19 protein-coding genes are annotated in these 24,323 nt (G+C 70.8%); 12 read left to right on the top strand and 7 right to left on the bottom strand.

Features of this window, described 5'->3' with window-relative positions:
• Positions 1–7: 7 nt before the first annotated feature.
• The 5 genes from J4H85_RS04195 to pta form a co-directional block, all read right to left on the bottom strand.
• The gene (locus J4H85_RS04195) at positions 8–1,285 is read right to left on the bottom strand and encodes an aspartate kinase (protein WP_208237082.1); all 1,278 of its coding nucleotides are present in this window, start codon (positions 1,283–1,285) and stop codon (positions 8–10) included.
• Positions 1,286–1,381: 96 nt separating this feature from the next.
• Positions 1,382–1,978 (bottom strand): recombination mediator RecR, encoded by a 597-nt coding sequence (gene recR / locus J4H85_RS04190; protein WP_208237080.1) that lies wholly within the window; start codon positions 1,976–1,978, stop codon positions 1,382–1,384.
• Positions 1,979–1,981: 3 nt separating this feature from the next.
• Positions 1,982–4,747 (bottom strand): DNA polymerase III subunit gamma and tau, encoded by a 2,766-nt coding sequence (locus J4H85_RS04185; RefSeq protein WP_208237078.1) that lies wholly within the window; start codon positions 4,745–4,747, stop codon positions 1,982–1,984.
• 32 nt (positions 4,748–4,779) lie between these two features.
• Positions 4,780–5,967 carry an acetate/propionate family kinase gene (locus J4H85_RS04180; RefSeq protein WP_208237386.1) on the bottom strand — a complete coding sequence of 396 codons (1,188 nt, stop codon included), beginning with the start codon at positions 5,965–5,967 and terminating at the stop codon, positions 4,780–4,782.
• Positions 5,968–5,975: 8 nt separating this feature from the next.
• Positions 5,976–8,102, bottom strand: a complete 2,127-nt coding sequence (gene pta, locus J4H85_RS04175; protein WP_208237076.1) for a phosphate acetyltransferase — start codon at positions 8,100–8,102, stop codon at positions 5,976–5,978.
• Positions 8,103–8,204: 102 nt separating this feature from the next.
• On the opposite strand from pta, the gene J4H85_RS04170 reads away from it, so the two are divergent.
• The 11 genes from J4H85_RS04170 to J4H85_RS04120 all read left to right on the top strand — a co-directional run bounded on the left by J4H85_RS04170 (position 8,205) and on the right by J4H85_RS04120 (position 20,550).
• Positions 8,205–9,728, top strand: coding sequence for an aldehyde dehydrogenase (NADP(+)) (locus J4H85_RS04170; protein WP_208237074.1), 1,524 nt, complete (start codon positions 8,205–8,207; stop codon positions 9,726–9,728).
• A 118-nt stretch (positions 9,729–9,846) separates the two neighbouring features.
• Positions 9,847–10,752: a dihydrodipicolinate synthase family protein gene (locus tag J4H85_RS04165; RefSeq protein ID WP_208237072.1), complete on the top strand. Its 906-nt coding sequence runs from the start codon at positions 9,847–9,849 to the stop codon at positions 10,750–10,752.
• Between the two features lie 70 nt (positions 10,753–10,822).
• The gene (locus J4H85_RS04160) at positions 10,823–11,830 is read left to right on the top strand and encodes a proline racemase family protein (protein ID WP_208237070.1); all 1,008 of its coding nucleotides are present in this window, start codon (positions 10,823–10,825) and stop codon (positions 11,828–11,830) included.
• Positions 11,827–12,789, top strand: coding sequence for an ornithine cyclodeaminase family protein (locus J4H85_RS04155; RefSeq protein WP_208237068.1), 963 nt, complete (start codon positions 11,827–11,829; stop codon positions 12,787–12,789). Before J4H85_RS04160 ends, J4H85_RS04155 begins: the two co-directional genes overlap by 4 nt.
• Before the next feature lie 25 nt (positions 12,790–12,814).
• On the top strand, positions 12,815–13,525 hold the full coding sequence (locus tag J4H85_RS04150) for a GntR family transcriptional regulator (RefSeq protein WP_307863393.1): 711 nt from the start codon (positions 12,815–12,817) through the stop codon (positions 13,523–13,525).
• Complete coding sequence (locus J4H85_RS04145) at positions 13,522–14,706, top strand: NAD(P)/FAD-dependent oxidoreductase (protein ID WP_208237066.1); 1,185 nt, start codon at positions 13,522–13,524, stop codon at positions 14,704–14,706. The genes J4H85_RS04150 and J4H85_RS04145 overlap by 4 nt, the downstream gene beginning before the upstream one ends.
• Positions 14,703–15,035, top strand: coding sequence for a (2Fe-2S)-binding protein (locus J4H85_RS04140; RefSeq protein WP_307863392.1), 333 nt, complete (start codon positions 14,703–14,705; stop codon positions 15,033–15,035). The genes J4H85_RS04145 and J4H85_RS04140 overlap by 4 nt, the downstream gene beginning before the upstream one ends.
• Positions 15,032–16,534 (top strand): FAD/NAD(P)-dependent oxidoreductase, encoded by a 1,503-nt coding sequence (locus tag J4H85_RS04135; protein ID WP_208237064.1) that lies wholly within the window; start codon positions 15,032–15,034, stop codon positions 16,532–16,534. The genes J4H85_RS04140 and J4H85_RS04135 overlap by 4 nt, the downstream gene beginning before the upstream one ends.
• A gap of 47 nt (positions 16,535–16,581) precedes the next feature.
• Positions 16,582–16,980 (top strand): YrdB family protein, encoded by a 399-nt coding sequence (locus J4H85_RS04130; protein ID WP_208237063.1) that lies wholly within the window; start codon positions 16,582–16,584, stop codon positions 16,978–16,980.
• 73 nt (positions 16,981–17,053) lie between these two features.
• Positions 17,054–18,811 (top strand): ATP-binding cassette domain-containing protein, encoded by a 1,758-nt coding sequence (locus J4H85_RS04125; protein ID WP_208237062.1) that lies wholly within the window; start codon positions 17,054–17,056, stop codon positions 18,809–18,811.
• Positions 18,808–20,550 (top strand): amino acid ABC transporter ATP-binding/permease protein, encoded by a 1,743-nt coding sequence (locus J4H85_RS04120; protein WP_208237061.1) that lies wholly within the window; start codon positions 18,808–18,810, stop codon positions 20,548–20,550. Before J4H85_RS04125 ends, J4H85_RS04120 begins: the two co-directional genes overlap by 4 nt.
• Positions 20,551–20,580: 30 nt before the next feature.
• On the opposite strand, the gene J4H85_RS04115 is transcribed toward J4H85_RS04120, so the two are convergent.
• Positions 20,581–21,879 carry a glycosyltransferase gene (locus J4H85_RS04115; RefSeq protein ID WP_208237060.1) on the bottom strand — a complete coding sequence of 433 codons (1,299 nt, stop codon included), beginning with the start codon at positions 21,877–21,879 and terminating at the stop codon, positions 20,581–20,583.
• A 100-nt stretch (positions 21,880–21,979) separates the two neighbouring features.
• On the opposite strand from J4H85_RS04115, the gene J4H85_RS04110 reads away from it, so the two are divergent.
• Entirely contained in the window at positions 21,980–22,660 is a 681-nt protein-coding gene (locus tag J4H85_RS04110) for a TetR/AcrR family transcriptional regulator (protein WP_208237059.1), read from the top strand.
• On the opposite strand, the gene J4H85_RS04105 is transcribed toward J4H85_RS04110, so the two are convergent.
• Positions 22,650–24,296: an amidohydrolase gene (locus J4H85_RS04105; protein ID WP_307863391.1), complete on the bottom strand. Its 1,647-nt coding sequence runs from the start codon at positions 24,294–24,296 to the stop codon at positions 22,650–22,652. The two genes, J4H85_RS04110 and J4H85_RS04105, sit on opposite strands and share 11 nt — an antisense overlap.
• Positions 24,297–24,323 lie beyond the last annotated feature (27 nt).

Raw genomic sequence — 24,323 nt, 5'->3', positions numbered from 1 at the left:
GGGCGGGTCAGCGACCAGTACCCGCGTAGACGGTGGCCTCGGTCTCCGCGTCGAGGCCGAACGCGGTGTGCAGAACCTGCACGACCTTCTCCATGAGGTCGGCACGGGTGACGACGGAGATGCGGATCTCAGAGGTCGAGATCATCTCGATGTTGATGCCCGCGTCGTACAGCGCGCGGAACAGCTGCGCGGACACCCCGCTCGACGTCCGCATCCCGGCACCGACCACGGCGACCTTCGCGATCTGATCGTCGTACTGGAGCGTTTCGAACTCGAGGTTGTCGCGCTCTCGCTCGAGTGCCTCGATGACGCGTCGCCCCTCGGCCGCGGGGACCGTGAAGGAGATGTCGGTGCGGTTGGTATCGGCTGCGGACACGTTCTGCACGATGATGTCGATGTTCGCGTTGGTCTTCGCGACGACCTCGAAGATGTGGGCGGCCACGCCGGGAACGTCGGGCACACCGCCCACGGTGATCTTGGCCTCGTTCTTCTCAGCGGCGATACCGGTGATGATCGGCTCTTCCACCTGTTCTCCCTTCGGATGCCCCTTGGCGGGGTCGTAGACGATGGTGCCCTCCTCACTCGAGAAGGAGGAGCGCACGTGCAGCACGACACCGTGCCTGCGCGCGTATTCGACGGCGCGGAGGTGCAGCACCTTCGCGCCGGCGGCGGCGAGTTCGAGCATCTCCTCGGCGGAGACGGCGTCGATCTTCTGGGCGAGGGGGACGATGCGCGGATCGGTGGTGAAGATGCCGTCGACGTCGGTGTAGATCTCGCAGACCTCGGCGTTGAGGGCGGCGGCGAGGGCGACGGCGGTCGTGTCGGATCCGCCGCGACCGAGCGTGGTGATGTCGCGCGAGTCGCGGCTGAAACCCTGGAAGCCGGCGACGATGGCGATGGATCCCTGATCGAGCGCTTCGCGGATGCGCCCGGGGGTGACGTCGACGATCTTCGCGGAACCGTGCTCGGCGGTCGTGATCATGCCCGCCTGGCTTCCGGTGAAGGAGAGAGCGTCGGCCCCCATACCCTTGATGGTCATGGCGAGGAGTGCCATCGAGATCCGCTCGCCCGCGGTGAGGAGCATGTCGAGCTCGCGGGGTGCGGGGATCGGAGTGACCTCGCTGGCGAGGTCGAGCAGTTCATCGGTGGTGTCGCCCATGGCGCTGACGGCGACGACGACTTCGTTGCCGGCGCGACGGGTCTCGACGATGCGCTTGGCGACGCGCTTGATGCTCTCGGCATCGGCGACGGAGGAGCCGCCGTACTTCTGAACGATCAATGCCACTGGGAAACCTCCATCGCTGTCAAGACACGCACCGTTGCCCAGTGTAGCGAAGCGAACATGTCGGTGTCGTTTCGATGACGCGCGGGGTGACGCGGATCAGCTGAGCTTCTGCCGCCCCTCGAAGGCGCGGCCGAGCGTGACTTCGTCGGCGAACTCGAGGTCGCCACCTACGGGTAGGCCTGATGCGAGCCGGGAGACGGGCACCTCGATCGAGTTCAGCAGTCGCGAGAGGTAGGCGGCGGTCGCTTCGCCCTCGAGGTTCGGGTCGGTCGCGATGATGACCTCGTGCACCTCGGTGCTGGAGAGACGCGACATGAGCTGCGGGATGCTGAGGTCGTCGGGTCCGATGCCGTCGATCGGACTGATGGCGCCGCCGAGCACGTGGTACAGGCCTCGGAACTGGCGGGTCCGCTCGATCGCGACCACGTCTTTCGGCTCTTCGACGACGCAGATCAGCGACTGGTCGCGCCGCGGGTCTCGACAGATGGCGCAGCGTTCTTCTTGCGTGATGTTGCCGCATACCTCGCAGAACCGCACCTTTTCGCGCACTTCGATGAGCAGCTCGGAGAGACGAGACACATCGAAGTTCTGGGTTTGCAGAATATGGAATGCGATGCGCTGCGCGGACTTGGGGCCGATGCCGGGGAGCCTGCCGAATTCGTCGATCAGCTCCTGCACGATGCCGTCGTACATGGGCTACCCCTCTCCTCGCGCGGGGAGCGGACGCTCCTCGATGAATTTCGCGCCGAGCACCTCGCGAACCACTGCTTCACCGTACCGCGTGAATGCGGGGGCGGTGGATCGGCGCTCGGGTGCGGCCGGGTCGCCGTCGGCGCCCTGCACCGCGGGTGGCGGTGATGGCGCAGCGTCGGCGGCGGGGCGGGGTTGCGTCTCAGAAGCCGTGGGCGCAGCCTCGACCGTGGGCGACGAGGCTGCAGACTGCGCATCCGGCTCGGCGTACGGGTCGCCCGCGACGTTCGCGTAGGGGTCGTCGTCGGGCTCACCGTACCCGTCGGGATCGGGATACGCGGGGTCGGGAATCGAGGGGTCAGCGTTCGAGCGGTCGGCTGGGGCCGCCGATGCTGCCGAGGTGGCCGGCTCGGACTCGGGCTCCGGAGCACTCATGGGCTCCGGTGCTTGCGGTGGCTCGGACGCGGGAGCGTTCTCGGGCTCGGGTGCTTGCGGTGGCTCGGTCTCGGCCTCGGGCTCAGGTGCAAGCGACGGCTCGGACGCGGGACTTGGCGCCGGGTCGAGTTCGGGCTTCGCCGGCGTGTACGTGGGAGCGCTCGGCTGCGTGAAGCCGCCCTGCAGGGTACTGATGCGGGCAGCGGCTCGCGCGAGGACATCGTCGACGGAGGGGGCCTGCGGCTCAGGGTTCGGCGATGACCCCGCTCGGTGAGGCTCCTCGGTGTCGCCGGACGGTTCGGCGGCGGGACTCGGGCCCTCCCCCGATTCGCGGGGAGCCTGTTGCGTGGGCGCGCTCTCGTTCGTCTGCGACGAGGGGATCGAACCGGGCGGCACCTGCTTCGGCACGTATCGCACCCGTACGCCGACCGCCGCCAGGATGGTCTCGCGGAGGGGGCCCGCGCCCGAGGCTTTGAAGGCGCCGAGGTCGGACCCGCTCGCGAAGCCGATCGTCAGCATGTCGCGCTCGAGTCCGAGCGGAACCGCGACTCGCACGGCGTTCCACGCTTCTCGATCGGTCTCGAGAATCTCTTCGAGAAGTTCGGGCCACATGTCCGCGAGCTCGGAGAAGCTCACGTCGCCGTCGGCCGCGGGGGTGGGTGACGGTGCGGCTGCCGCGTCCGCCGTCGATGCGGGTTCGGATGCCGGTTCTGGCGTCGGCTGGGGTGCCGGTTCGGGAGCGAGTGCCGGGTTCGGTGCGCCCCCACTGGCTGGTGTCCCGGCGGCATCGACCGGGGCCGTCGGCGCCCCGGTCGGGGCGGGCGACGCAGGACCGGCGGAAGCATCCGTCGGCTGAGTCGGCGGCGGGGTGGCAGCGGCGCGCTCATCCATCATGCCGAGCACGTCGGTCACAGGACGCCCGAACGATGCGGTGCCCGCGGAGTCAGTGCGGAGGAACTCTCGCGCCGCTCGAGCCGCCTCAGCGGCGTTCATCTCCGAGGAGTCGGCCTGCGGGGGTGCGGGCGTCTCAACCTGCGGGGGTGCGGAAGCCGGAGGGTGCGCCGCCGACGCCGGAGCTCCCGGCGATGCCGATGCGGCCGACCCCGATGCGGCCGGTGCCGCCGGAGAGGTGTGCGGCTGGGCTGCGGTCGGTGCCGCCGCGTGCGTCTCCGCCGGCGCTCCTCCAGCGGCGAGCGCCTGCGAGAGACTGCCGCCGCCGCTGTCGGTCTGCGTCGAACGTTCGACGAGGGCGCGCGCGATCATGAGCTCGAGCTGAAGACGCGGTGCCGTCGCCCCGCTCATCCGGTCGAGCGCCTCGCTCACGATGTCGGCGATGCGTGACAGCTCACCGCGCTTGAACACCTGCGCCTGCTCGAACATGCGCTGCAACTGGTCTTCGGGAACCCCGCGGAAGACGGCGGCGGCGCCCTGAACGGTCGTCGCGCTGACTACGATGAGGTCGCGCAGGCGCTCGAGGAGGTCTTCGACGAAGCGACGCGGATCTTGACCGGTCTGCACGACGCGGTCGGTGGCGGTGAAGGCGGCCGCCGAATCGCCGGCGCCGAGTGCGACGACGACGTCGTCGAGCAGTTCGGTGTGGGTGAAGCCGAGCAGGCCGGCGGCGCGAGTCGCGGTCACCGTGCGGTTCTCGGAACCCGCGATGAGCTGATCGAGGATCGAGAGCGTGTCGCGCACCGACCCTCCGCCCGATCGCACGACGAGCGGCAGCACGCCCGGTTCGACGGTGATGCTCTCGCTGTCGCAGAGCGACTGCACGTACTCGATGAGCGTCGCCGGGGCGATGAGACGGAAGGGGTAGTGGTGGGTGCGCGAGCGGATGGTGCCGATCACCTTGTCCGGCTCCGTCGTCGCGAAGACGAACTTCACGTGCGGCGGCGGTTCCTCAACGATCTTCAGGAGCGCGTTGAACCCGCCGGGAGTCACCATGTGCGCCTCGTCGATGATGAAGATCTTGAAGCGGTCACGAGCCGGGGCGAAGACGGCGCGCTCGCGGAGGTCTCGCGCGTCATCGACACCGCCGTGGCTGGCCGCATCGATCTCGACGACATCGAGCGAACCGCCGCCGTCGCGGCTCAGCTCGACGCAACTGGGGCAGGTGCCGCACGGGGTGTCGGTGGGCCCTTCCGCACAGTTCAGACACCGGGCGAGAATGCGCGCCGAAGTGGTCTTGCCGCAGCCGCGGGGGCCGCTGAACAGGTAGGCGTGACCGATGCGCTCGGAGCGCAGGGCCGTCATGAGCGGCTCCGTGACCTGAGACTGCCCGATCATCTCGGAGAAGGCTTCCGGCCGGTAGCGGCGATAGAGTGCGGTGACCACTCGACCATGGTACCGGTGGGCTCCGACATCCGTCAGCGCGCGACGACCTCCCCGGCCTGGCGCGCGATCTCGGCCTCCTCGTCGGTCGGGACGACGAGGACGGCTACCCGGGAGTCATCCGCACTGATCAGACGCGCCTCCGACGCGCGCGATGCGTTGCGTTCCGGATCGAGGCGGATGCCGAACCATTCGAGGTCGCGGCACACGTCGGCCCGGACGGCCGCAACGTTCTCCCCGACTCCCGCCGTGAAGACGATGGTGTCGGCACCGCCGAGTTCGACGAGGTAGGCGCCGAGGTAGTGGCGGATCCGACGCCCGTAGATGCGCAGCGCGAGTGCTGCGCGCTCGTCTCCATCTGCCGCGGACTGCTGCACGTCGCGCATGTCGACGCTGCCGCTCAATCCGCGCAGACCGGAGCGCTGATTCAGGAGCGCATCGACGTCGTCGGCGTCCATGCCCGAGCGGAGCAGGTGCAGGATCGCTCCCGGGTCGATGTCACCCGAGCGCGAGCCCATGACGAGTCCCTCGAGCGGCGTGAGTCCCATCGAGGTGTCGACCGACAGGCCACCGTCGATGGCGCAGGCGGAGGCGCCGTTCCCGAGGTGGAGGACGATCTGCCTGAGCTCAGCAACCGGTCGCTTCAGCAGGTCGGCGGCCCGCTGCGAGACCACCTGGTGAGAGGTCCCGTGAAAGCCGTACCGGCGCACGCCGTACTGAGCCGCCACGTCCGGATCCACGGCGTAGGTGTAGGCGTCGGCCGGCAGTGTCTGATGGAACGCGGTGTCGAAGACGGCGATATGGGGCACATCGGGCAGGAGCTGTCGCGCCGCGTCGATCGCCTGGGCGTGCGCGGGGTTGTGGAGCGGTGCGAGTTCCGACAGGTCGACGATCCGCTGCGCGACCGCGTCGTCGATGACCGTCGGTCCGACGAAGTCTGCTCCGCCCTGGACCACCCGGTGTCCCACTGCGGCGACGCCGAGCTCGAGAAGGGGGGATCCAGCTGCCTCGAACGACCGCACGATCTCACCGAACGCCTCCGTGTGATCGGCCGCCGATACGTTGCGCTCCGACGTCGACCCGTCGTGCCGGTGCGAGGATCGCGCCGTGCCCTGCCCGATGCGCTCGATGAGACCCGAGGCGAGACGCTCACCCGATCCCGGATCGATGAGCTGGTATTTGATCGATGAGGATCCGCTGTTGACCACGAGCACGGTCGGCATCGTCGACCTCACTTTCGTTCCTCCGAGTCCGTGCGCTCGCGCTGCGCGGCGGTGATGGCGATCGTGTTGACGATGTCCTCGACGGTCGCGCCGCGGGACAGGTCATTGACCGGACGATTCAATCCCTGCAGCACCGGGCCGATGGCGACCGCCCCGGCCGAGCGCTGCACCGCCTTGTACGTGTTGTTGCCGGTGTTGAGGTCGGGGAAGACGAACACGGTGGCGCGGCCGGCGACATCGGAGTCGGGGAGCTTGGCCGCCCCCGCGACGGGATCGCTCGCTGCGTCGTACTGGATCGGGCCCTCGACGCGGAGATCGGGCTTCGATGCGCGGACGATCCGGGTAGCCTCGCGCACCTTGTCGACGTCGGCGCCCGATCCGGACTCTCCGGTCGAGTAGGAGAGCATGGCGACCCTCGGATCGACGCCGAAGCGCTCCGCCGTCTCGGCCGAGGAGATCGCGATCGCCGCGAGCTGCTCCGCGTCGGGATCCGGATTGACCGCGCAGTCGCCGTAGACGAGCACGCGGTCGGCGAGCGCCATGAAGAACACGCTCGAGACGACCGCGACGCCCGGCCGGGTCTTGATGATCTCGAGGCTCGGCCGGATCGTGTGGGCCGTGGTGTGCGCCGCCCCGGAGACCATGCCGTCCGCCAGACCGGCGTGGACCATCATCGTGCCGAAGTAGCTCACATCGGCGACGATGTCCCAGGCCGCTTCGGGGGTGACGCCGCGGTGCGCGCGCAGGCGGGCGTACTCCTCGGCGAACTGCTCGCGCAGCGGCGAGGTGGCGGGGTTCACGACGGCGGCCTCATCGAGCGCGAGACCGAGTTCGGCGCCGCGCTGGCGCACCTCGCCCGCGTCGCCGAGCAGGGTGATGCGGACGATGCCGCGGGCGAGCACGCTGCTCGCCGCGCGGAGCACCCGATCGTCGCTGCCTTCGGGGAGCACGATGTGCGCATCGGCCGCCGCGGCTCGTTCGAACAGTTCGTAAGCGAACATCGTCGGGGTCCGGGTGCTGCTGCGGTGCACCGCGAGCCGCTCGCGCAGTGCGTCCACGTCGACGTGCGCGCGGAACTGGGCGAGAGCGGTGTCGAACTTCCGCGGCGATTCGCGGGTCAGCAGCCCGCGCGAGCGGGTGATGCGCTGCACCGTGTCGAACGTGCCGTGCGCGGTGCGGATCACCGGCAGGGACGCGGCGATGCCGTCGAGCAGGCGGTCCACGTCGGGCGAGAGCGGGAAGTCACCGTTCAGCACGACGGCTGCGAGCGTCGGGAACGTCGGCGCCTCGTGGGCGACGGTCACGGCGAGGAGCGTCTCGGCTCGGTCGGCAGCGATCACGACGACGGCGCCTTCGATGAGCCGGGGCAGCACGTTCGGCATGGACATGCCGGCCACCACGACGTCGGTGACCTCACGGGCGAGGAGTTCGTCGTCGCTCGCCCGCACGATGCGCCCGTCGACGGCCTCGATGATCGCGCTCACGGGAGGCGCCACGAGCACGGCGTCTTCGGGGATCGCCCACACCGGGGCACCATCCGGCACGGTCGCGCCGAGGGTCCCGATGATCTCGGCGAGTCCGTCTGGATCGGCGCGGTTCACGACCACGGCGGCGAGCGTCACGTGCGCCGCGCGGAGTTCGCTCATACCGAGCTCCGCGACCTGCGCGATCTCGGCGGCCGAGCGGGCCGTCGACTTGCCGAGCGCCTCCGGCTCGTCGTGCAGGCGTCCGCCGATGACCAGCAGCACCGGGGCATCGAGGTTCGCCGCGATGCGCGCGTTGAAGGCGAGCTCGGTGGGTGCCGCGACGTCGGAGAAATCGGACCCGACGATGACGACCGCGTCGCACCGGGCGATCAACGCGCGATACGCGGCGACGATCGTGGACAGCGCGGCTTCGGGATCCCGATGCGCCTCCTCGTAGGTGGCACCGATGCAGGCGTCGTACGCGATGTCTGAGCCCGCGTGGGCCAGGAGCAGTTCGAGCACCCGGTCGCGCTGGTCGCGGGAGCGGATGAGCGGGCGGAACACCCCGACACGCGGCGCGTGGGGCAGCAGCGCATCGAGCACCCCGAGCGCCACCGCGCTCTTGCCGGATCGGCCTTCGGCTGACGTGAGGTAGATGCTGGCGGTCACACGCCCAGCCTATGCACTCACCCTGTGGTGCGCTTGACCGGCGCTCCGCGCCGCACTACGCTGTAGCATGTCACATATTGAGACGACACGATCGGAGTGCCCGTGGCCCAGGAATCGCTCACCCCCGAACTCGAACGTACCGTCGCTGCAGCGGCCGACGCAGCACCGGCAGTCGCCGCGCTCGATCCCCGTGACCGGGCAGCCGCCCTGGTGGCAGTCGCCGATGCGCTCGAGGAGCACCGTACGGAACTGGTCGAAATCGGCACCACGGAAACGGGTCTGACGACGGCTCGCCTCAACGGGGAACTCACGCGCACCGCGGTGCAGCTCCGCATGTTCGCGGACACCGCCATCGCCGGTGACGAGGTCGACGCGCGCATCGACGAGGCCGACACGGAGTACGCCCTCGGAGCGCGCCCCGACGTGCGGCGCATGCACCTCCCCCTCGGCCCGATCCTGAACTTCGCGGCCTCGAACTTCCCGTTCGCATTCTCCGTCGCCGGTGGCGACACCGCATCGGCGCTCGCCGCTGGATGCCCGGTGATCGTCAAGGCGCACTCCGGCCACCCGGAGCTCTCCGACGCGACGGCGCAGGTCGTCGGCGACGCGCTCCGCGGCGCCGGCATGCCCGCGGGGACGTTCGGGCTCATCCACGGCCAGGAGAACGGCGTCGCCGTGCTGCAGGATCCGCGGATCATGGCCGGAGCGTTCACGGGATCCATCGCAGCGGGCCGTCGCCTCGCAGACATCGCGGCAGCGCGACCGACCCCGATCCCGTTCTTCGGCGAGCTCGGCAGCGTGAACCCGGTCTTCGTCACCACGGCCGCCGTCGCGGAGCGCGCTGACGATCTCGCCTCAGGCCTCGTTACGAGCGTGTCGGGTTCCGCCGGACAGCTCTGCACCAAGCCCGGATTCGTCTTCCTCCCCGAGGGGCACGGACTCGACGCTGCGATCGCCTCGGCGGCCGAGAATGTCGCCGAGCACCGCATGCTCGGTCCGCGGATCGCGTCGGGCTTCGCCCGACGACGCGACGAGATCCTCGCGGCCGATGGCGTGCGGGTGATCGCCGACGGCGGCGTCCGACTCGACGATGACGAGCAGGGATGGGTCACCGCGACCGTCGTGGCCGTCTCGCTCGACGATTTCCGCCGGAACCACGACGCGCTCATCGAGGAGGCGTTCGGACCGCTCACAATCATCGTGGAGACGCCGGCAGGAACCGACCTCGCATCGCTCCTTCCTGAGTTCTTCGCGGGGAACCTCACGGGAACGGTGCACCTGAGCGCCGAGGAAGCCGCAGGATCGACCGGCAACCGGGCGGAGCTCGCCGCACTCGTCGGCGCACTGAGTCGACAGGTGGGCCGAGTCCTCTTCAACGGCTGGCCGACAGGTGTCGCGGTCACCCCGGCGATGCAGCACGGCGGCCCCTGGCCCGCGACGACGAACGACTCGAGCACGTCGGTCGGGAGTGCCGCGATTCAGCGGTTCGTCCGTCCCGTCGCCTACCAGAACGCCCCCGAGGCGTTCCTCCCCGCGGCCCTGCACGACGACAATCCGCTCGGCGTGCCCCAACGGCGATCTCCTGCCGGCGACTCCACGACGTGGGGCGACGCCGCGCGACGGTAGGCCACGGGTCGGCGCGTCAACGCTGACACGCCGACCCGGCACCCTGATACACTGTGCAATGTCACACCTTATATAGATTTTCTCTCTTCCCAGCTCATCGCCCCGTGAAAGGAACCCCATGACCGAGCAGAAGCCCTGGCACGGCGTCATCGTCGCCTCAGCCCTCCCCTTCAACGAGGATCTGTCCGTGAACTACGACAAGTTCGCCAAGCACGTCCAATTCCTTGCCGACAACGGCTGCGACGGGATCGCCCCGAACGGGTCGCTCGGCGAGTACCAGAACCTCAGCGAGGAGGAGCGCGCCCGCGTCATCACGACCGCGGTCGATGCCGCCCCCGAGGGCTTCTCGGTCATGGCCGGCGTCGGCGCCTACGGTGCTCTGCAGTCGCTCCAGTGGGCCGAGCAGGCCGCCGAGGCCGGCGCCGACTGCGTCATGCTGCTCCCCCCGAACGCCTACCGCGCCAGCCGCGAGCAGGTGAAGCACCACTACGCCACCGTGGCGCAGGCCGGGCTCCCGATCGTGGGCTACAACAACCCGATCGACACGAAGGTCGACCTCGTCCCCGATCTCATCGCCGAGATCCACGACGCCGGCCACATGGTCGGGGTCAAGGAGTTCACCGGCGACCCCCGTCGCATCTACGAGATCCAGGAGCTCGCGCCGAGCATCGACATCCTGATCGGCACCGACGACAGCGTGCTCGAGGTCGGCATCGCCGGTGCCGTGGGCTGGGTCGCCGGCTACCCGAACGCGATCCCGCAGGCCACGGTCGAGCTCTTCAAGCTCTCCACTTCGGGCGACGTCCGCGACCTCGAGCGCGCACGGACCATCTACCGCGACCTGCACTCGCTGCTGCGCTGGGACACGAAGACCGAGTTCGTCGAGTCCATCAAGCTCTCGATGGATGTGCTCGGCCTGTACGGCGGCCCGTGCCGCCCGCCGCGCCTCCCCCTGCCGCAGGACGTCGCCGACCGGATCGTCGCCGACACGAAAGCCGCCGCCGCCAAGGGGTACGACCAGTAACCGCGTAGCGTGGGGCGGGGATCCGTCAGCGCCCCACGCGTCGCCTCGGCACCGAGCACACAGGAGCATCATGCGCACCACTCGCGTCTTCCACGCGGTCGACTCACACACGGAGGGCATGCCCACCCGCGTCATCACCGGCGGCATCGGCGTGCTGCCGGGCGACTCCATGGCGGAGCGCCGCACCTGGTTCATGGAGCACTCCGATCACATCCGCACGCTCCTCATGACGGAGCCGCGCGGGCACGCGTCGATGAGCGGCGCGATCCTGCAGCCTCCGACCCGTCCGGACGCGGACTGGGGCGTCCTCTACATCGAGGTCTCCGGGTGCCTGCCGATGTGCGGGCACGGGACCATCGGCGTCGCGACGGTGCTCGTCGAGACCGGCATGGTCACGGTGACGGAGCCCGTCACCACGATCCGCCTCGATACGCCCGCCGGCCTCGTCGTCGTCGACGTCGCCGTGAACGACGGCAAGGCCGAGCACGTCACCATCACGAACGTCCCCTCGTTCGTCGACCGGCTCGACGCCTCCGTCGAGGTGCCGGGTCTCGGGACCGTCGCCTACGACCTCGCGTTCGGGGGCAACTTCTACGCCGTCGTCGACCTCGAGGGGATCGGCGTCGAGTGGCGCGAGGACCGCTCCAACCAGGGCGAACTCCTCGAGGCCGGCCTCGCGATCATGGACGCGATCAACGCCGCCGACGCTCCGATGCACCCCGAGCGACCCGATATTCGCGACTGCCACCACGTGTATCTGCAGGCCCCCGGGTCGACGGCCGAACGATCACGGCACGCCATGGCGATCCACCCGGGCTGGTTCGACCGCTCCCCCTGCGGCACCGGCACCAGTGCGCGCATGGCGCAGCTGCACGCCCGCGGCGAGCTCGCGCTCGACACCGACTTCGTCAACGAGTCGTACATCGGGTCCCGCTTCATCGGCCGCCTCATCGCCGAGACGACGGTCGCCGGACGTCCGGCGGTGATCCCGACCGTGACGGGCCGTGCCTGGATCACGGGCACCGCGCAGTACTTTCTCGACCCCACCGACCCGTTCCCCGAAGGATTCCTGCTGTGACCCTGCCGTACTTCGATGCCGATGCCGTCCGTGAGACGCTGACATTCGCTCGTGCGATGGACGCCGTCGAAGCGGCGCTCCGCGCAGACGTCGACCCCGAGCTCGACGGACCGCGTCTCTTCAGTCCGGCGCCGGACGGCGAGTTCCTCCTCATGCCTGCGCAGGGCCATCGCTTCAGCGGCCTGAAAGCGCTCACGGTCGCGCCGCAGAACCCCGCCCGCGGTCTCGAGAAGATCCAGGGCCTCTACATCCTGCTCGACTCCCGCACGCTGACACCGGTAGCCGTCATGGAGGGCGCGAGCCTCACGGGGATCCGAACCCCGGCGGTCGCCGTGAGCGCCATCCGGCAGCTCGCCGCGCTCGCACCCGAGGGTTCCGCGATGCCGCCGGACCCGCGGATCCTGGTCTTCGGTGCGGGGACCCAGGGGCGGGGCGCGATTATCGCCGCTCGCAGCGTCTTCCCCCGCGCAACGTTCGGCGTCGTGGGACGCGGTGCCGAGCGCGTCGCTCGCCTGCACAGCGACCTCGCAGCGGAGGGCATCGACATCGTCGACCGCCGACACGATGCCGAAGCCGCGGTGCGGAACGCCGACATCATCGTCTGCGCCACCACGGCGAGCGGCCCGCTCTTCGACGGCTCGCTCGTGCGGGACTCGGCAATCGTCGCCGCCATCGGCACGCACGGGCGCGACCTTCGCGAACTCGATGACGCCCTCATCAGCCGCGCCGACATCGTGGTCGAGGGCCGCGCATCCGCCGAACGCGAGAACGGCAATCTCGCCACCGCGTACACCGCCGACGACTGGGTCGCGAGCCCGCCCCCGAACCTGCGCGACCTCGCGACCGGCGCCGTCGCGCGTCGGCCGGGGCGTCCCGCCGTCTACACCGGCGTCGGCATGTCGTGGGAGGATCTGGTATGCGCGACGGTCGTGTTCACCGAGGGCACGCCCACCCGGTAGCGCCGCAGAACCCAGGAGGAATTCCGTGTCCACGCTCAGTCAGCTCAAGCGTCCGATGAACCTGCGCGAGACCGTGCTCGACCAGTTGCGCACCGCCATCATCACCGGCGAGCTCGCCGAGGGCGTGCTCGTGTCGGCCCCCACGCTGGGGCAGCAGCTCGGCGTCTCGGCCACGCCCGTGCGCGAGGCCATGATGGATCTCGCCCGCGAGGGACTCGTGGAGACGGTGAAGAACAAGGGCTTCCGGGTCACGCAGATGAGCGAGAAGGATCTCGACGACCTCGCCGAGATCCGGCAGCTGCTCGAGCCGCCGACGATGCGCGACATCGTCGGCCGGATCCCCGATGAGGCCTTCGACGAGCTCATCGAGCTCGCCGACCGATGCGCCGCGGGCGCCGCGGGCGAGGACCTCGTCGAGTACCTGCGCAACGATCGGGCCTTCCACGAGCGGGTCCTCTCGTTCGCCGGAAACCGGCAGCTGACCGACCTCGCCACCTCGCTTCGCTCGCGCACCCGCCTCTACGGCATCACCGCGCTCGCCCATGAGGGACGGCTCACCGCGTCGGCTCACGAGCACCACGAGCTCGTCCGCCTGCTCCGCGACGGCGACGGCGCCGGTGCCGAAGCGTTGATGCGCAGCCACATCGGCCACGCACGCTCACTGTGGGCGACGGGTGAGCAGCGAACGGCAGAGGCATCGGCACCCGCAGACACCCCGCAAGGAGAGGCGACGTGACCCGAATCTCCGACGTCATCGTCATCGGCGCCGGGATCACCGGGTGCGCCACCGCGTTCTTCGCGGCGAGGGCCGGGCTCTCGGTGACGGTGCTCGAGCGCGACCTGCCGGTGAGCGGCACGACATCGCGGTGCGAGGGGAACATCCTCGTCTCGGATAAAGAGCTGGGTCCCGAGCTCGAGCTCATGCAGTACTCGCTCAGCGTGTGGACGGGGGAGCTCGCCGAGTTCGGTCATCTGTGGGAGTTCGAGCGCAAAGGCGGCATCATCGTCGCCTCCCGCGAGAGCAGTCTCGCCTCTCTGGAACGAGTGACGACGGCGCAACGGAGCTTCGGCATCACTGCCAGCGCACTCTCCTCGGACGACCTGCGCAAACTCGAGCCCCACGTCACCGATGCGGCCCTCGGTGCCGCCCACTACCCCGAGGACAGTCAGGTGCAGCCGATCCTCGCGGCGGCCGAGATGCTGCGACTCGCCCGCGCCGCGGGTGCGACCCTCGTCACGCGCGCTCCCGTGACCGCGCTGCTGCGCGACGGCGACCGGGTGATCGGTGCCAGAACCCCGAGCGGCGACTTCACTGCTGCACAGGTCGTCAACGCTGCGGGCAGTTGGGCCGGCGAGGTCGCGGCGCTCGCCGACGTCGCGGTCCCCATACTGCCCCGCCGAGGCTTCGTGATGGTGACGGAACCACTGCCGCCACGCGTCTTCCACAAGGTCTACGCCGCCGAGTACATCGACAACGTCGGCAGCGCCGATGCCGGCCTGCAGGCGAGCCCCGTCGTCGAGGGCACCCCGGCGGGAACGATCCTCATCGGCTCGAGCCGGGAGCGCGTGGGATTCGACGGCACCGTCAGCACCGAAGCGCTGCGCACCATCGCGGCCCACGCGATCGACCTCTTCCCGTTCCTCGAGCGGACCCGCATCATGCGGCACTACCACGGCTTCCGCCCCTACTGCCCCGACCACCTGCCGGTGATCGGACCGGATCCCCGCGCTCCGGGGCTCTGGCACGCCTGCGGCCACGAGGGCGCGGGCATCGGCCTCGCGGCGGGGACGGGGAAGCTGCTCGCGCAGGCACTCGTCGGGGACGATCCCGAACTGCCCCTCGACCCGTTCCGACCGGAGCGATTCGGTGACGGTGCAGCGTGGACCACGAACGAGCACGAGGAGGCGAGCGCATGAGCGAGCGACGACGCAGCGACCGCATGGCGGACCGCGTGCACGCCACATTCGACGGCGCACCGCTCGAGGCGGAGGCCGGCACGAGCGTCGCTGCGGCGCTGATCGCGACCGGAACCCGATCCTGGCGCACGACGCGCGACGGACGCCCCCGCGGACTCTTCTGCGGCATCGGCGTGTGCTTCGACTGCCTCGTCGAGATCGACGGGGAGTCGGGTCAGCGCGCGTGCATGATCCCGCTCGCCGAGGGCATGGACGTGCGCTCCGCCTCGGGCCCGCGGACGGAGTGGGCCGGCACGGGCAACGATGCCGACCCGACGGACGCCGCATGAGCGCCCCGATCGAGCGCGTCGCATCACCCCAGCCTCGCCCCACGGGTCGGGCACCGCGTGTGGACGTTGCGATCGTCGGCGCCGGACCCGCCGGTCTCGCGGCGGCGGCGAGCGCAGCCGAGCGCGGAGTGCGGGTCGCCGTAATCGACGCGGCCGAGCAGCCCGGCGGCCAGTTCTGGCGGCACCGATCCGAAGCCGCGGGCGTCGCGGACGACGGGTCGCTGCACCACGGCTGGCAGACGTATCTCGACCTGCGGCGCCGATTCGACTCGGCTGTGGCCGCGGGGCGGATCGAGTACCTGCCGCGCACCAGCGTCTGGATGGTGCAGCGCGGGCCGGAGGGGTTCACCCTGCGGCTCTCCGCGAGCTTCGGCACGACGTCCGAGCCTCGTGTGATCCACGCTTCGACGCTCGTGCTCGCGACCGGAGGATACGACCGGCAGCTCCCCGTTCCGGGCTGGGAACTGCCCGGAGTGATGGCGGCCGGGGGCGTTCAGGCGTTCATCAAGCAGAACGGCAGCCTTCCCGGTTCGCGCTTCGTCATTGCCGGCACGGGCCCGTTCCTCCTGCCGGTCGCCGCCAACATCGTCGCCGCCGGCGGCCACGTCGCCGCGGTGTGCGAGTCCGCCGATCTCACGGGATGGGTGCCGCGCGCCCACCGCGCGCTCGCGGTCCCCGAAAAAGGGATCGAAGGCGCCGAGTACGCGTGGACCTTCCTGCGGCACCGGATCCCGTACCGCACCCGCACCGTCGTCACGGAGATCCTCGGCGACACCGCCGTCGAATCCGTCCGTACCGCGCGCCTGCGCCGTGACGGATCGATCGTGCCTGGCAGCGCGCGACTCGTCCCGAACGTCGACGCGATCGGACTCGGCTGGGGGTTCACCCCGCAGCTGGAACTGCCCGTCGCACTCGGTGCGGAGACCCGCGTGGACGTCGACGGATCTCTCGTCGCCGAGGTCGACGCCGGTCAGCGATCGACCGTTCCCGGCCTGTATCTGGCGGGCGAGCTGACGGGCGTCGGCGGCGCGGCACTCGCCGTCGTCGAGGGTGCGGTCGCGGGTCGCGCCGCGGCGCTGGCCGCGACCTCCGGAACGGATCCGGATCCAGGTGGTGTACCCGCACCTCGCGAGGCGCGCATCATCCGGAGGCAGCGCGCCTTCGCCGCGGCCATGCACCGCGCGCACCCGATCCCGCGCGGCTGGGAATCGCGCGTGCACGAGGACACCGTCGTGTGCCGATGCGAAGAGGTGACGGCCGGTGCGATCGCCTCGGCCCGCGACGATATGCAGGCGGCCGACACCCGTACGCAGAAGGGCGTCACCCGAGCGGGCATGGGGTGGTGCCAGGGTCGCGTCTGCGGCGCCGCCGTCGCCTGCCTTTCCGCTGCGGGGTCGGACCCCGACCCCGCGGGCCCGTCCACTTCGCTGCGGCAGAACGCGCGTCGCCCCATCGCGCATCCGATTCCACTCGGCGACCTGCGCGACCTCGTCGACTGAGTGCGGGCGGCCGGTCGGTGCGCGCGACGGCGGTAGACTGGAGGGCGATGAGTACCCCCGCTGACACGCACGCCCCCGCCACCGCACCGCACAGTCGTGCGACCGCTGCTCTGCAGCTGCTGCGCGCCGTCGGCCACGTCATCGCGGTCGGCTGCATCGGGTTGTGGGGGTTCGTGGCCTGGCCGCTCCCCTTCCCAGGAGTGCTGACCGGGATCGGTCTGCTCGCCCTCTCGATCGTGGTCTGGGCTTTGTTCCTGTCGCCGCGCCCCGTGCTGCGCACCGATCGCTTCGGCCAGGCGTTCATCGAACTGCTCTTCGTCGCGGCGGCGGTGGCCGCCATGCTCGACGCCGGGGTTCCCTGGGTGCTCGCCGGCGCGTTCGGCGTCGTCGCCGCGGTGCTCGGGTACTTGGTTCCCGCGCGATTGCGCGCCGACGCGCGCCGCTGACCCGCCCCGTCACCGCTGCGACGCGGGCGGCGCCGAGATGCGCACCCGCGTGCCGGACGCATACACTTTCAGCGTGTCCCAGCGCCCCGCACGCTCCCATCCGACTGCGCACTCCGGCCACCCCGGCGCGGGTGGCCCGTCCGCCCCGACGCATCCTGAGGTGCGCGGCGCCGTTTCGCGGCCCGCGCAGGTGCTCGCGATCGCGCTCGCGTGGATGCGCGCCGCGGCCCTCGGCGGCGTGCTCGTCACCATCGGACGCGCTGTCGATGCGCTGAGGTCGGGAGACGAGCCCGCGCCCGCGGTGCTCGCGATGGCGGCACTCGCCGCGGTCGCCGCCGCGATCTCCGCGACCGAGAAGATCATCACCGCTCGCGCGCAGGCACAGGCCGAGGGATACCTGCGGGCGCGCGTCATCGACTCCGTCTTCCGGGGCGGGCTCGTCTCGGCCCAGTCGCGGTCGGGGGCGCTGCTGGCGCTCGCGACCGGTTCGACCGAGCGGGCGGCACGCTACCGCGGCGCCTTTCTCGGGCCGACGATCGGAGCCCTGTCCACGCCGCTGCCCGTGCTCATCATCGCGGCGATCGCGATCGACCCCCTCATCGCCCTGCTGCTGGCCCTCGGCGCCGCGCTCGTGCCCGGCATCGTGGTGGTCGCCCGCCGCACCGTGCGGGCATCGGGCGCCGAGCAGCGCCGCACGCAGGCGAGGCTCACCGCCGAGTTCCTGCGCTCGATCCAGGGACTCTCGACGCTCGTGACCGCGCGAGCGGCGGATCGTGCCGGCATCGAGCTCGCCACCCGGGGCGAGCGTCTGCGACGCGCGCTCATGCGCGTGCTCGCCGTCAATCAGGTGCTGATTCTCGTCATCGACGCGGCGATCACCCTCACGGTGCTGCTCGTCGCGACGCTCGCCGCGGTCGCCCGCGTCGACGCCGGCACCCTGTCGCTCGGCGCCGGCCTCTCGGCGATCCTCATCGCGCTCCTCGTCATCGCACCGGCCGACCTCGTCGGCCAGTTCTTCTACATCGGCATCGGCGGGCGCGCCGCCGAGCAGGCCATCAGCCGGCAGCTCTCGGGCGGAAGCCGGCGCCCGGCCGCGGCGAGCGCGGTGCAGCCGGGCATCGAGGCGACGAACACCGGCGTGACGGGCACCGGGATGGCGGACGCTTCGGGGCCCGATGCCGCGATCTCCCTCGACGGGGTCACCGCGGGCTGGGTCGCCGACCAGAAGGTGCTCCGCGACTTCTCCCTCCGCATCGCCGAGGGCGAGCACGTCGCGCTGGCCGGCCCGAGCGGCGCGGGCAAGTCCACGGTCTCGGCGCTCGTGCAGGCGCACCTCATTCCTGCCTCCGGACGCGTCACGCTCCAAGGTGCGGACACCCGCACCACACCGGCGCACGCGATCCGCGCGCGCCTCTCGGTCGTGGAGCAGCGCACGTTCCTCTTCCACGGCACGATCGCCGAGAACCTGCGCGTCGCCCACCCGGAGGCGACGGACGCGGAGCTCTGGGATGCGCTCGCGGCAGCGGGCCTCGACGCCGAGATCCGCGGATCGGACCGGGGGCTCGACACCCCCGTCGGCGAGGAGGGCCGCAGCCTGTCGGGCGGACAGAGCCAGCGCCTCGCCATCGCCCGCGCGATCCTGCGAGACGCTTCGGTGCTGATCCTCGACGAACCGACATCGCAGGTGGATCTCGCCGGAGAAGCGGCGTTCCTCGAGGCGCTCGGCCGTCTCGCCCGCGGACGCACCGTCCTCATGATCGCGCACCGGCCCGGAGCGATCCTGGCCGCAGACCGCGTCGAGCGCCTCGACGCACCGGGAGCCGCACGATGAGCACCACCGCACCCGTCACCAGCCGTCGCACCCTGACCGCGTGGCTCTTCAGCCATACTCGCAGCCTGCTGCCCATGCTCGGAGCGTCGGCGATCGCTCGCATCGTCGGCAACCTGCTGAACGTGGCGATCCTCGTCGTCGCAGCCCAGGCACTGCTCGACGTCGCATCGGGCGTGCCGGTGTCGCTCATGACGCTGGCGCTCATCGTCGTCGCGCTCGCAGCGGTCAAAGCCGCCCTGCGCTATCTCGAGCAGTTCACCGGCCACTGGGTCGCGTTCACGGCTCTGCAGCGGTTGCGTGTCCTGTTCTTCGAGCGCCTCGTGCCGCAGGCGCCTGCGGCGACCTCGGGCCGCGCCTCGGCCGAGCTGACGGAGCGCGCCACCCGCGACATCGACCGCATCGAGGTGTTCTTCGCACACACCTTCCCGCCGGTGATCGCCTCGGTCGCGGTACCGGCGATCACCCTCGTCTGGCTCGGCGTCTCCGGTGACCCGCTCCTCGCCGGCATCATCGCCGTCTTCCTGGCTCTGGCTCTGCTCCTCCCCTTCGTGAGCGCGGGGGCGACCTGGCGCGCATCACGAGGGATCGCGGCGGACCGCGGCCGGGTCGCCACCCACGTCGCGGACGACGTGCAGGGCGTGCGCGAGGTCCTCGCGTTCGAGGCCGAGCGCTCGCGCCTCGCCTCGCTGGGCGATGCAGATGCGTCGCTCGCCGCCGCGCAGCGCGGACTCGCACGCGTCGTCGGAGCCCGGATCGCGATCGAGCAGGCGCTCCGCGCAGCGTGCCTCGTGCTGCTGCTGCTCAGCGGCCGCCCCGTCGCAGACATCGTCCTGGCCGTCGCGGTGCTCTTCGGCCTGTGGTTCAAGAACGCGGGAACCGACGACTTCGCGACCGGACTCGACGCCGCCTTCGCCGCCTGCGACCGGGTGCGCAGCGTCATCGAGGCACCACCGGCCGTCGCCGATACCGGCGCCCTCGAGGTGCCGGGGAGCGGAGGGCCCGAGATCGAGTTCGCCGGTGTCTCGTTCGCCTACCCCGGCACCGGTTCATCGGCGCTCGCCGATATCTCGACCAGGTTCGCGGCCGGTGAGTGGCACGCGATCGTCGGTGTCTCGGGAAGCGGCAAGTCCACCGTGGCCGCACTGCTGACCCGGTCGTGGGATCCGGACGCCGGTGAGATCAGCGTCGCCGGCGTACCGGTTCCCGAGCTCTCGCTCGATGCCCTGCGCCGGACCGTCGCCCTCGTCGATCAGCGCCCGACCCTCTTCCCCGGTTCGCTCGCCTCGAATCTGCGCCTCGCCCGGCCCGACGCGACCGACGCCGCGCTCGAAGCCGCACTGCACGACGTGTGCCTCGGCGCCGACTCGCTCCCCGAAGGGCTCGACACCGAGGTCGGCGAACGCGGCACCACGCTCTCGGGCGGGCAGCTGCAGCGCGTGGCACTCGCCCGCGCGCTCGTCTCCGAGCCGCGCATCCTGATCCTGGACGAGGCGCTCAGTCAGCTCGACGCCGACACCGCGCGGTCGGTCCGTTCGCGGATCGCCGAGCGCTTCCGGCTCGACGACGGCGGGACCGCCGCCGGACCGACCGTGATCGAGATCACGCACCGCGCGGACGAGGTGGCCGCGGACGGACGCGTGTCCGTCATCGACCGCGGCGCGCTCGTCGAATCAGGGGTGGCGGGCGACCTGCTCGACCGGCACGGACCGTTCAGTCGGCTCGCACTCCGCGACGCGTGAGCCCCGCCGGCGGGCCGGGGGTGCGCGACCCTACGCGCGCGCGGCGACCCGCACCTGCAGTTCGTGCTCGATCTGCTCCAGTGCGTCCCGGCTCGCGCACTCCTCGGCGAGTCGGCGCGCGGCGTCCCGGTACGACGGGTCGTCGAGCACGCGCGTCACGGCGTCCCGCACGGTGACGGCGTCGGGCGACCCGTCCCGCAGATCGATGCCCGCACCCGACCAGGCGACGCGCGCCGCGACCTCCGGCTTGTCCTCGGTCACCCCGGCGACGACCAGCGGTACGCCGTGCGAGACGGCAGCGAGCACCCCGCCGAATCCGCCGTTCGTCACCATAACATCGGTTCGGGGCAGCAGCAGGTCGTAGGGCAGGTACGTCGCGGCGCGGGCGTTCGCGGGCAACGGGCCGATCTGCGAGAGCGCGTTCCCTCCCGCCGAGACCACCACGAGGAGGTCGGTATCGGCGAGCGCATCGATCGTCGGTCGGACGAGCCGACCGAAGTCGTCGTTGTCGATGGTGCCCTGGGTGACGTGCACCACCCGCCTGCCATCCAGATCGTCCCACCAGTCGGGGAGATCGGCTGCCGCCGGCGCCTGCGGGAGCACGCCGGCGTACCGCACGTTACGCGACAGCTCGGGCCGAGGGTAGTCGAGACCCCGCGGCCCCGACTGGAAGAAGACGTCGAAGAGGCGAGCGAGGTCCATCGCCGACTGATCGAGTCGCATGCCCGTCTGCGCCAGTACGCGCGCCGCCGCGCGCTGCACGCTGCGGAAGACGGCGTGTTTGGCCGCGACCGCGAAGAGGCGGTAGCGCAGACGATCGAGCGCGGTGCGCGCCGGAGGCAGACCCATGCCGTGCGGCGCGAGGCCGTCGTCGCTTTGACTCAGCGGCATCACCCCGAGCCCGGCGATCACCGGGTGGGTGGCATCTGCCGACTGGTCGAACCGCGCCGCCCGGGTGAAGGGAAGTGCTCCGGCGAAGGTGTTGTCGACGAGCACCGCGTCGGGCCGCACTGCGGCGATCTGCTCGGAGAGCGCGGCGTACTGATCGGGGACCGTCTCGAAGAAGATCGTGCGAATCTCGTACTGCGCTCGACGGATGCCCCGGTAGCGGAGACGGTCGGGGATGTAGCTGTCGGCGTCGCGATCGTCGAAGTCTGCGACGCCGCGCAGCGGAACGAAGCGCACCCCGCGCCCTTCGACGGTATCGCGATAGCGCCTGCCCGAGAGCAGCGTCACGTCGTGGCCCCGCCCATGCAGATACACTGCAATCTCGAGGATCGGGCCGAAGTGCCCGCGGATCGGTGTCGCGGCCAGCAGGAATGTCGACATCACACCCTCCCCGGGCGGTCAATTGGGTAGATACTTGATCCAACCATATTTGAGGGCCCCGGAGAAGCGCCGGTGCACATCCGGCAGAAAGGCGAGCGTCATGCCGCGCACCTACTCGTCACCGCTGCGCGAGGCGGAGGCGGCACGCACCCGCAGACGGATCGTCGAGGCCGCCGGAACCCTCTTCGCGCGCGCCGGCTACAACGGCACGACCATGCGCGACATCGCCCGCGAAGCGGAGGTCTCCGTCCAGTCCGTGCGGCTCGCGGGCGCGAAGGCCTCGCTGCTCATCGCCGCATTCGAGACGGCGTTCACGGGGAACGAGTGGGCGCAGAGCCTCGGTGAGCGCGACGAGGTCAGAGACTTCATGAGCCTGCCTTCGACGGATGAGGCCCTGAGCCGATACCTCGACTACATCGCCGAGGCGAATCGCCGCAGCGCGGCACTCTCACGCGCCATGCATTCAGCCGCCGAAATCGATCGTGCCGCCGCTGCGGCGGTCGAGGATCTCTGGAGACGACGCTGGAGCGACATGCGCATCGCCGCCGAGTGGACGGTCGCCCGAGGACTCCTCGTCGCGGAGACACCCGAGGCGCTCGAGACCGCGGCGGCGGAGCTCAGCCTGATCGTCGGCCCCGAGGCCCACCTGTTCTTCACCGATCAGGTCGGTTGGGATCATGCGCGCTACCGCTGGTGGCTCGGGAGCTCCCTGACCGCCCTCCTGGGGTCCTGGAGCGAGCGCAGGTCGTCGCAGGCGTCGACGACGGTGCTCAGCGATTGACGTGAGCCGGGACCCCGTCGACGAACGTGGCGAGGACGCCGACCTCGGGGAAGCGCTCGGGAGGCGTGTCGAGCAGGTCGGCGTCGAGCACCGTGAGATTCGCGCGCTTGCCCGGCGCGAGCGTGCCTTCGTCGTCGAGCAGACCCGAGGCGGCGGCTGCGTGGACGGTGTATCCCTCGAGCGCCTCGCGCCGCGTCAGCGCCTGCTCGGGTTGGACGGGGGGCGTCCCCGGGCGCTCCACCGGATACCGGAGGATGGTGTCGGCGAGCATCGCGCGCGGATCGTAGGGGGTCACCGGCCAATCGCTGCCGAGGGCCAGCACCGCGCCTGAACGGCGGATGTCCGCGCAGCGCCACCCGCGTGCGGCACGGGTGTCTCCGAGTCGCACCGACCAGTTGTCGGAGCGGTCGGCGCGGGTGTGGTGCGTGCCGTGGATCGGCTGCATGCTCGCGGCGACCCCGAGCGCGGCGAAACGCTGGACCGTCTCATCGGGGATCGTCTCGATGTGCTCGATGCGGTGCGCGGCGTTCGCCCGGAGATCGCCGAGGGATTCCAGGGCATCGAGCACGAAGTCGACGCCGCGGTCTCCGATCGCGTGGGTCGCCGTCGGCACCCCGCGCTCGGCGAAATACCGCAACGCGGCGCGGTACGCCTCCGGATCGGTCCAGAGCGACCGGAGGCCCTGTCCGAAGCAGTCGGGCTCGGCGAGCCAGGCCGAACCGTTGTCCACCGTGCCGTCGATCATGAACTTCACGCCCTCGACGCGCCAGCGGCGACCCCGTAGACCTTGGAGCTCTGCGAACTCCCTGAGCTGCGCTTCCGAGGCGCCGGCCGGCACGATCGGCGAGAAGCGCAGCCGCACCGGCAGGTCCCCGCGCTCTTCGGCCAGCTCCAGAATCTCGCGCGACCCGCGGTGGAAGTCGAGCACGTGCGTGCTCGCGATGCCGCTCGCGGCCATTCCGGTGAGCACCGCCCAGACACGATCCGCCTGCTGCGCGATCGTCTCGGGAGGCGCCTGACTGAGCACGAGGTCGATCGCGGCGAGCTCGAGCACATAGCCCGTCGGCACCCCCTGGTCGTCGACGCCGATGCGCGACTCATCGGGGAACGTCTCGCGCCCGGTCAGACCGAGCAGATCGATCGTCGTCGAGTTGACCACCGCCGAGTGCGCGTCGCGCATGCGGATGAAGAGCGGGTGGTCGCCCGCGACATCGTCGAAGATGCGACCGGTGAAGCCCGAACCGGTGAAGATGTTCGGGTCGGCGCCCCAGCCGTGGATCCACGCTCCGTCCGGGAGCTCGGCAGCGGCCGCCGCGACCCGAGCGCGCACGGTGTCGAGATCGAGGTCGGTCAGGTGGAGTCCGCGTGTGAGTTCGAGCCCGAGGATCACGTGCGTGTGACTGTCGGTGAAGCCGGGGTACACGGTGCCGGCGAAGTCATCGATGACGGTGCCCGGCCCGCGGAGGCCCAGCATCTCGTCGTGCGTTCCCGTCGCGAGCACGCGGTCGCCGGAGAGGGCGATCGCGGTGACGGGGTTCGCCGGGCCGTCGGACGCCGGGGCGGGCTCCATCGTGTGCACGCGCGACGCGAGCACGATGCGATCGGGTGTAGCGGTGTGTTCCGGGGTGGTGTGCACGGTCTCTCCTTATCGTCGGCGTCGGGG

Origin of the sequence: Leucobacter tardus, assembly GCF_017583045.1 — a bacterium.
Lineage (GTDB): Bacteria > Actinomycetota > Actinomycetes > Actinomycetales > Microbacteriaceae > Leucobacter > Leucobacter tardus.
This window is presented reverse-complemented; position numbering and strand designations above follow the sequence as displayed.

Bases quoted from the DNA above. Each gene is read 5' to 3' on its own strand.
- recR (WP_208237080.1), bottom strand. From the start codon at position 1,978: ATGTACGACGGCATCGTGCAGGAGCTGATCGACGAATTCGGCAGGCTC.
- J4H85_RS04180 (WP_208237386.1), bottom strand. From the start codon at position 5,967: ATGCCGACCGTGCTCGTGGTCAACAGCGGATCCTCATCGATCAAATAC.
- J4H85_RS04165 (WP_208237072.1), top strand. From the start codon at position 9,847: ATGACCGAGCAGAAGCCCTGGCACGGCGTCATCGTCGCCTCAGCCCTC.
- J4H85_RS04160 (WP_208237070.1), top strand. From the start codon at position 10,823: ATGCGCACCACTCGCGTCTTCCACGCGGTCGACTCACACACGGAGGGC.
- J4H85_RS04140 (WP_307863392.1), top strand. From the start codon at position 14,703: ATGAGCGAGCGACGACGCAGCGACCGCATGGCGGACCGCGTGCACGCC.
- J4H85_RS04135 (WP_208237064.1), top strand. From the start codon at position 15,032: ATGAGCGCCCCGATCGAGCGCGTCGCATCACCCCAGCCTCGCCCCACG.
- J4H85_RS04130 (WP_208237063.1), top strand. From the start codon at position 16,582: ATGAGTACCCCCGCTGACACGCACGCCCCCGCCACCGCACCGCACAGT.
- J4H85_RS04120 (WP_208237061.1), top strand. From the start codon at position 18,808: ATGAGCACCACCGCACCCGTCACCAGCCGTCGCACCCTGACCGCGTGG.
- J4H85_RS04115 (WP_208237060.1), bottom strand. From the start codon at position 21,879: ATGTCGACATTCCTGCTGGCCGCGACACCGATCCGCGGGCACTTCGGC.
- J4H85_RS04110 (WP_208237059.1), top strand. From the start codon at position 21,980: ATGCCGCGCACCTACTCGTCACCGCTGCGCGAGGCGGAGGCGGCACGC.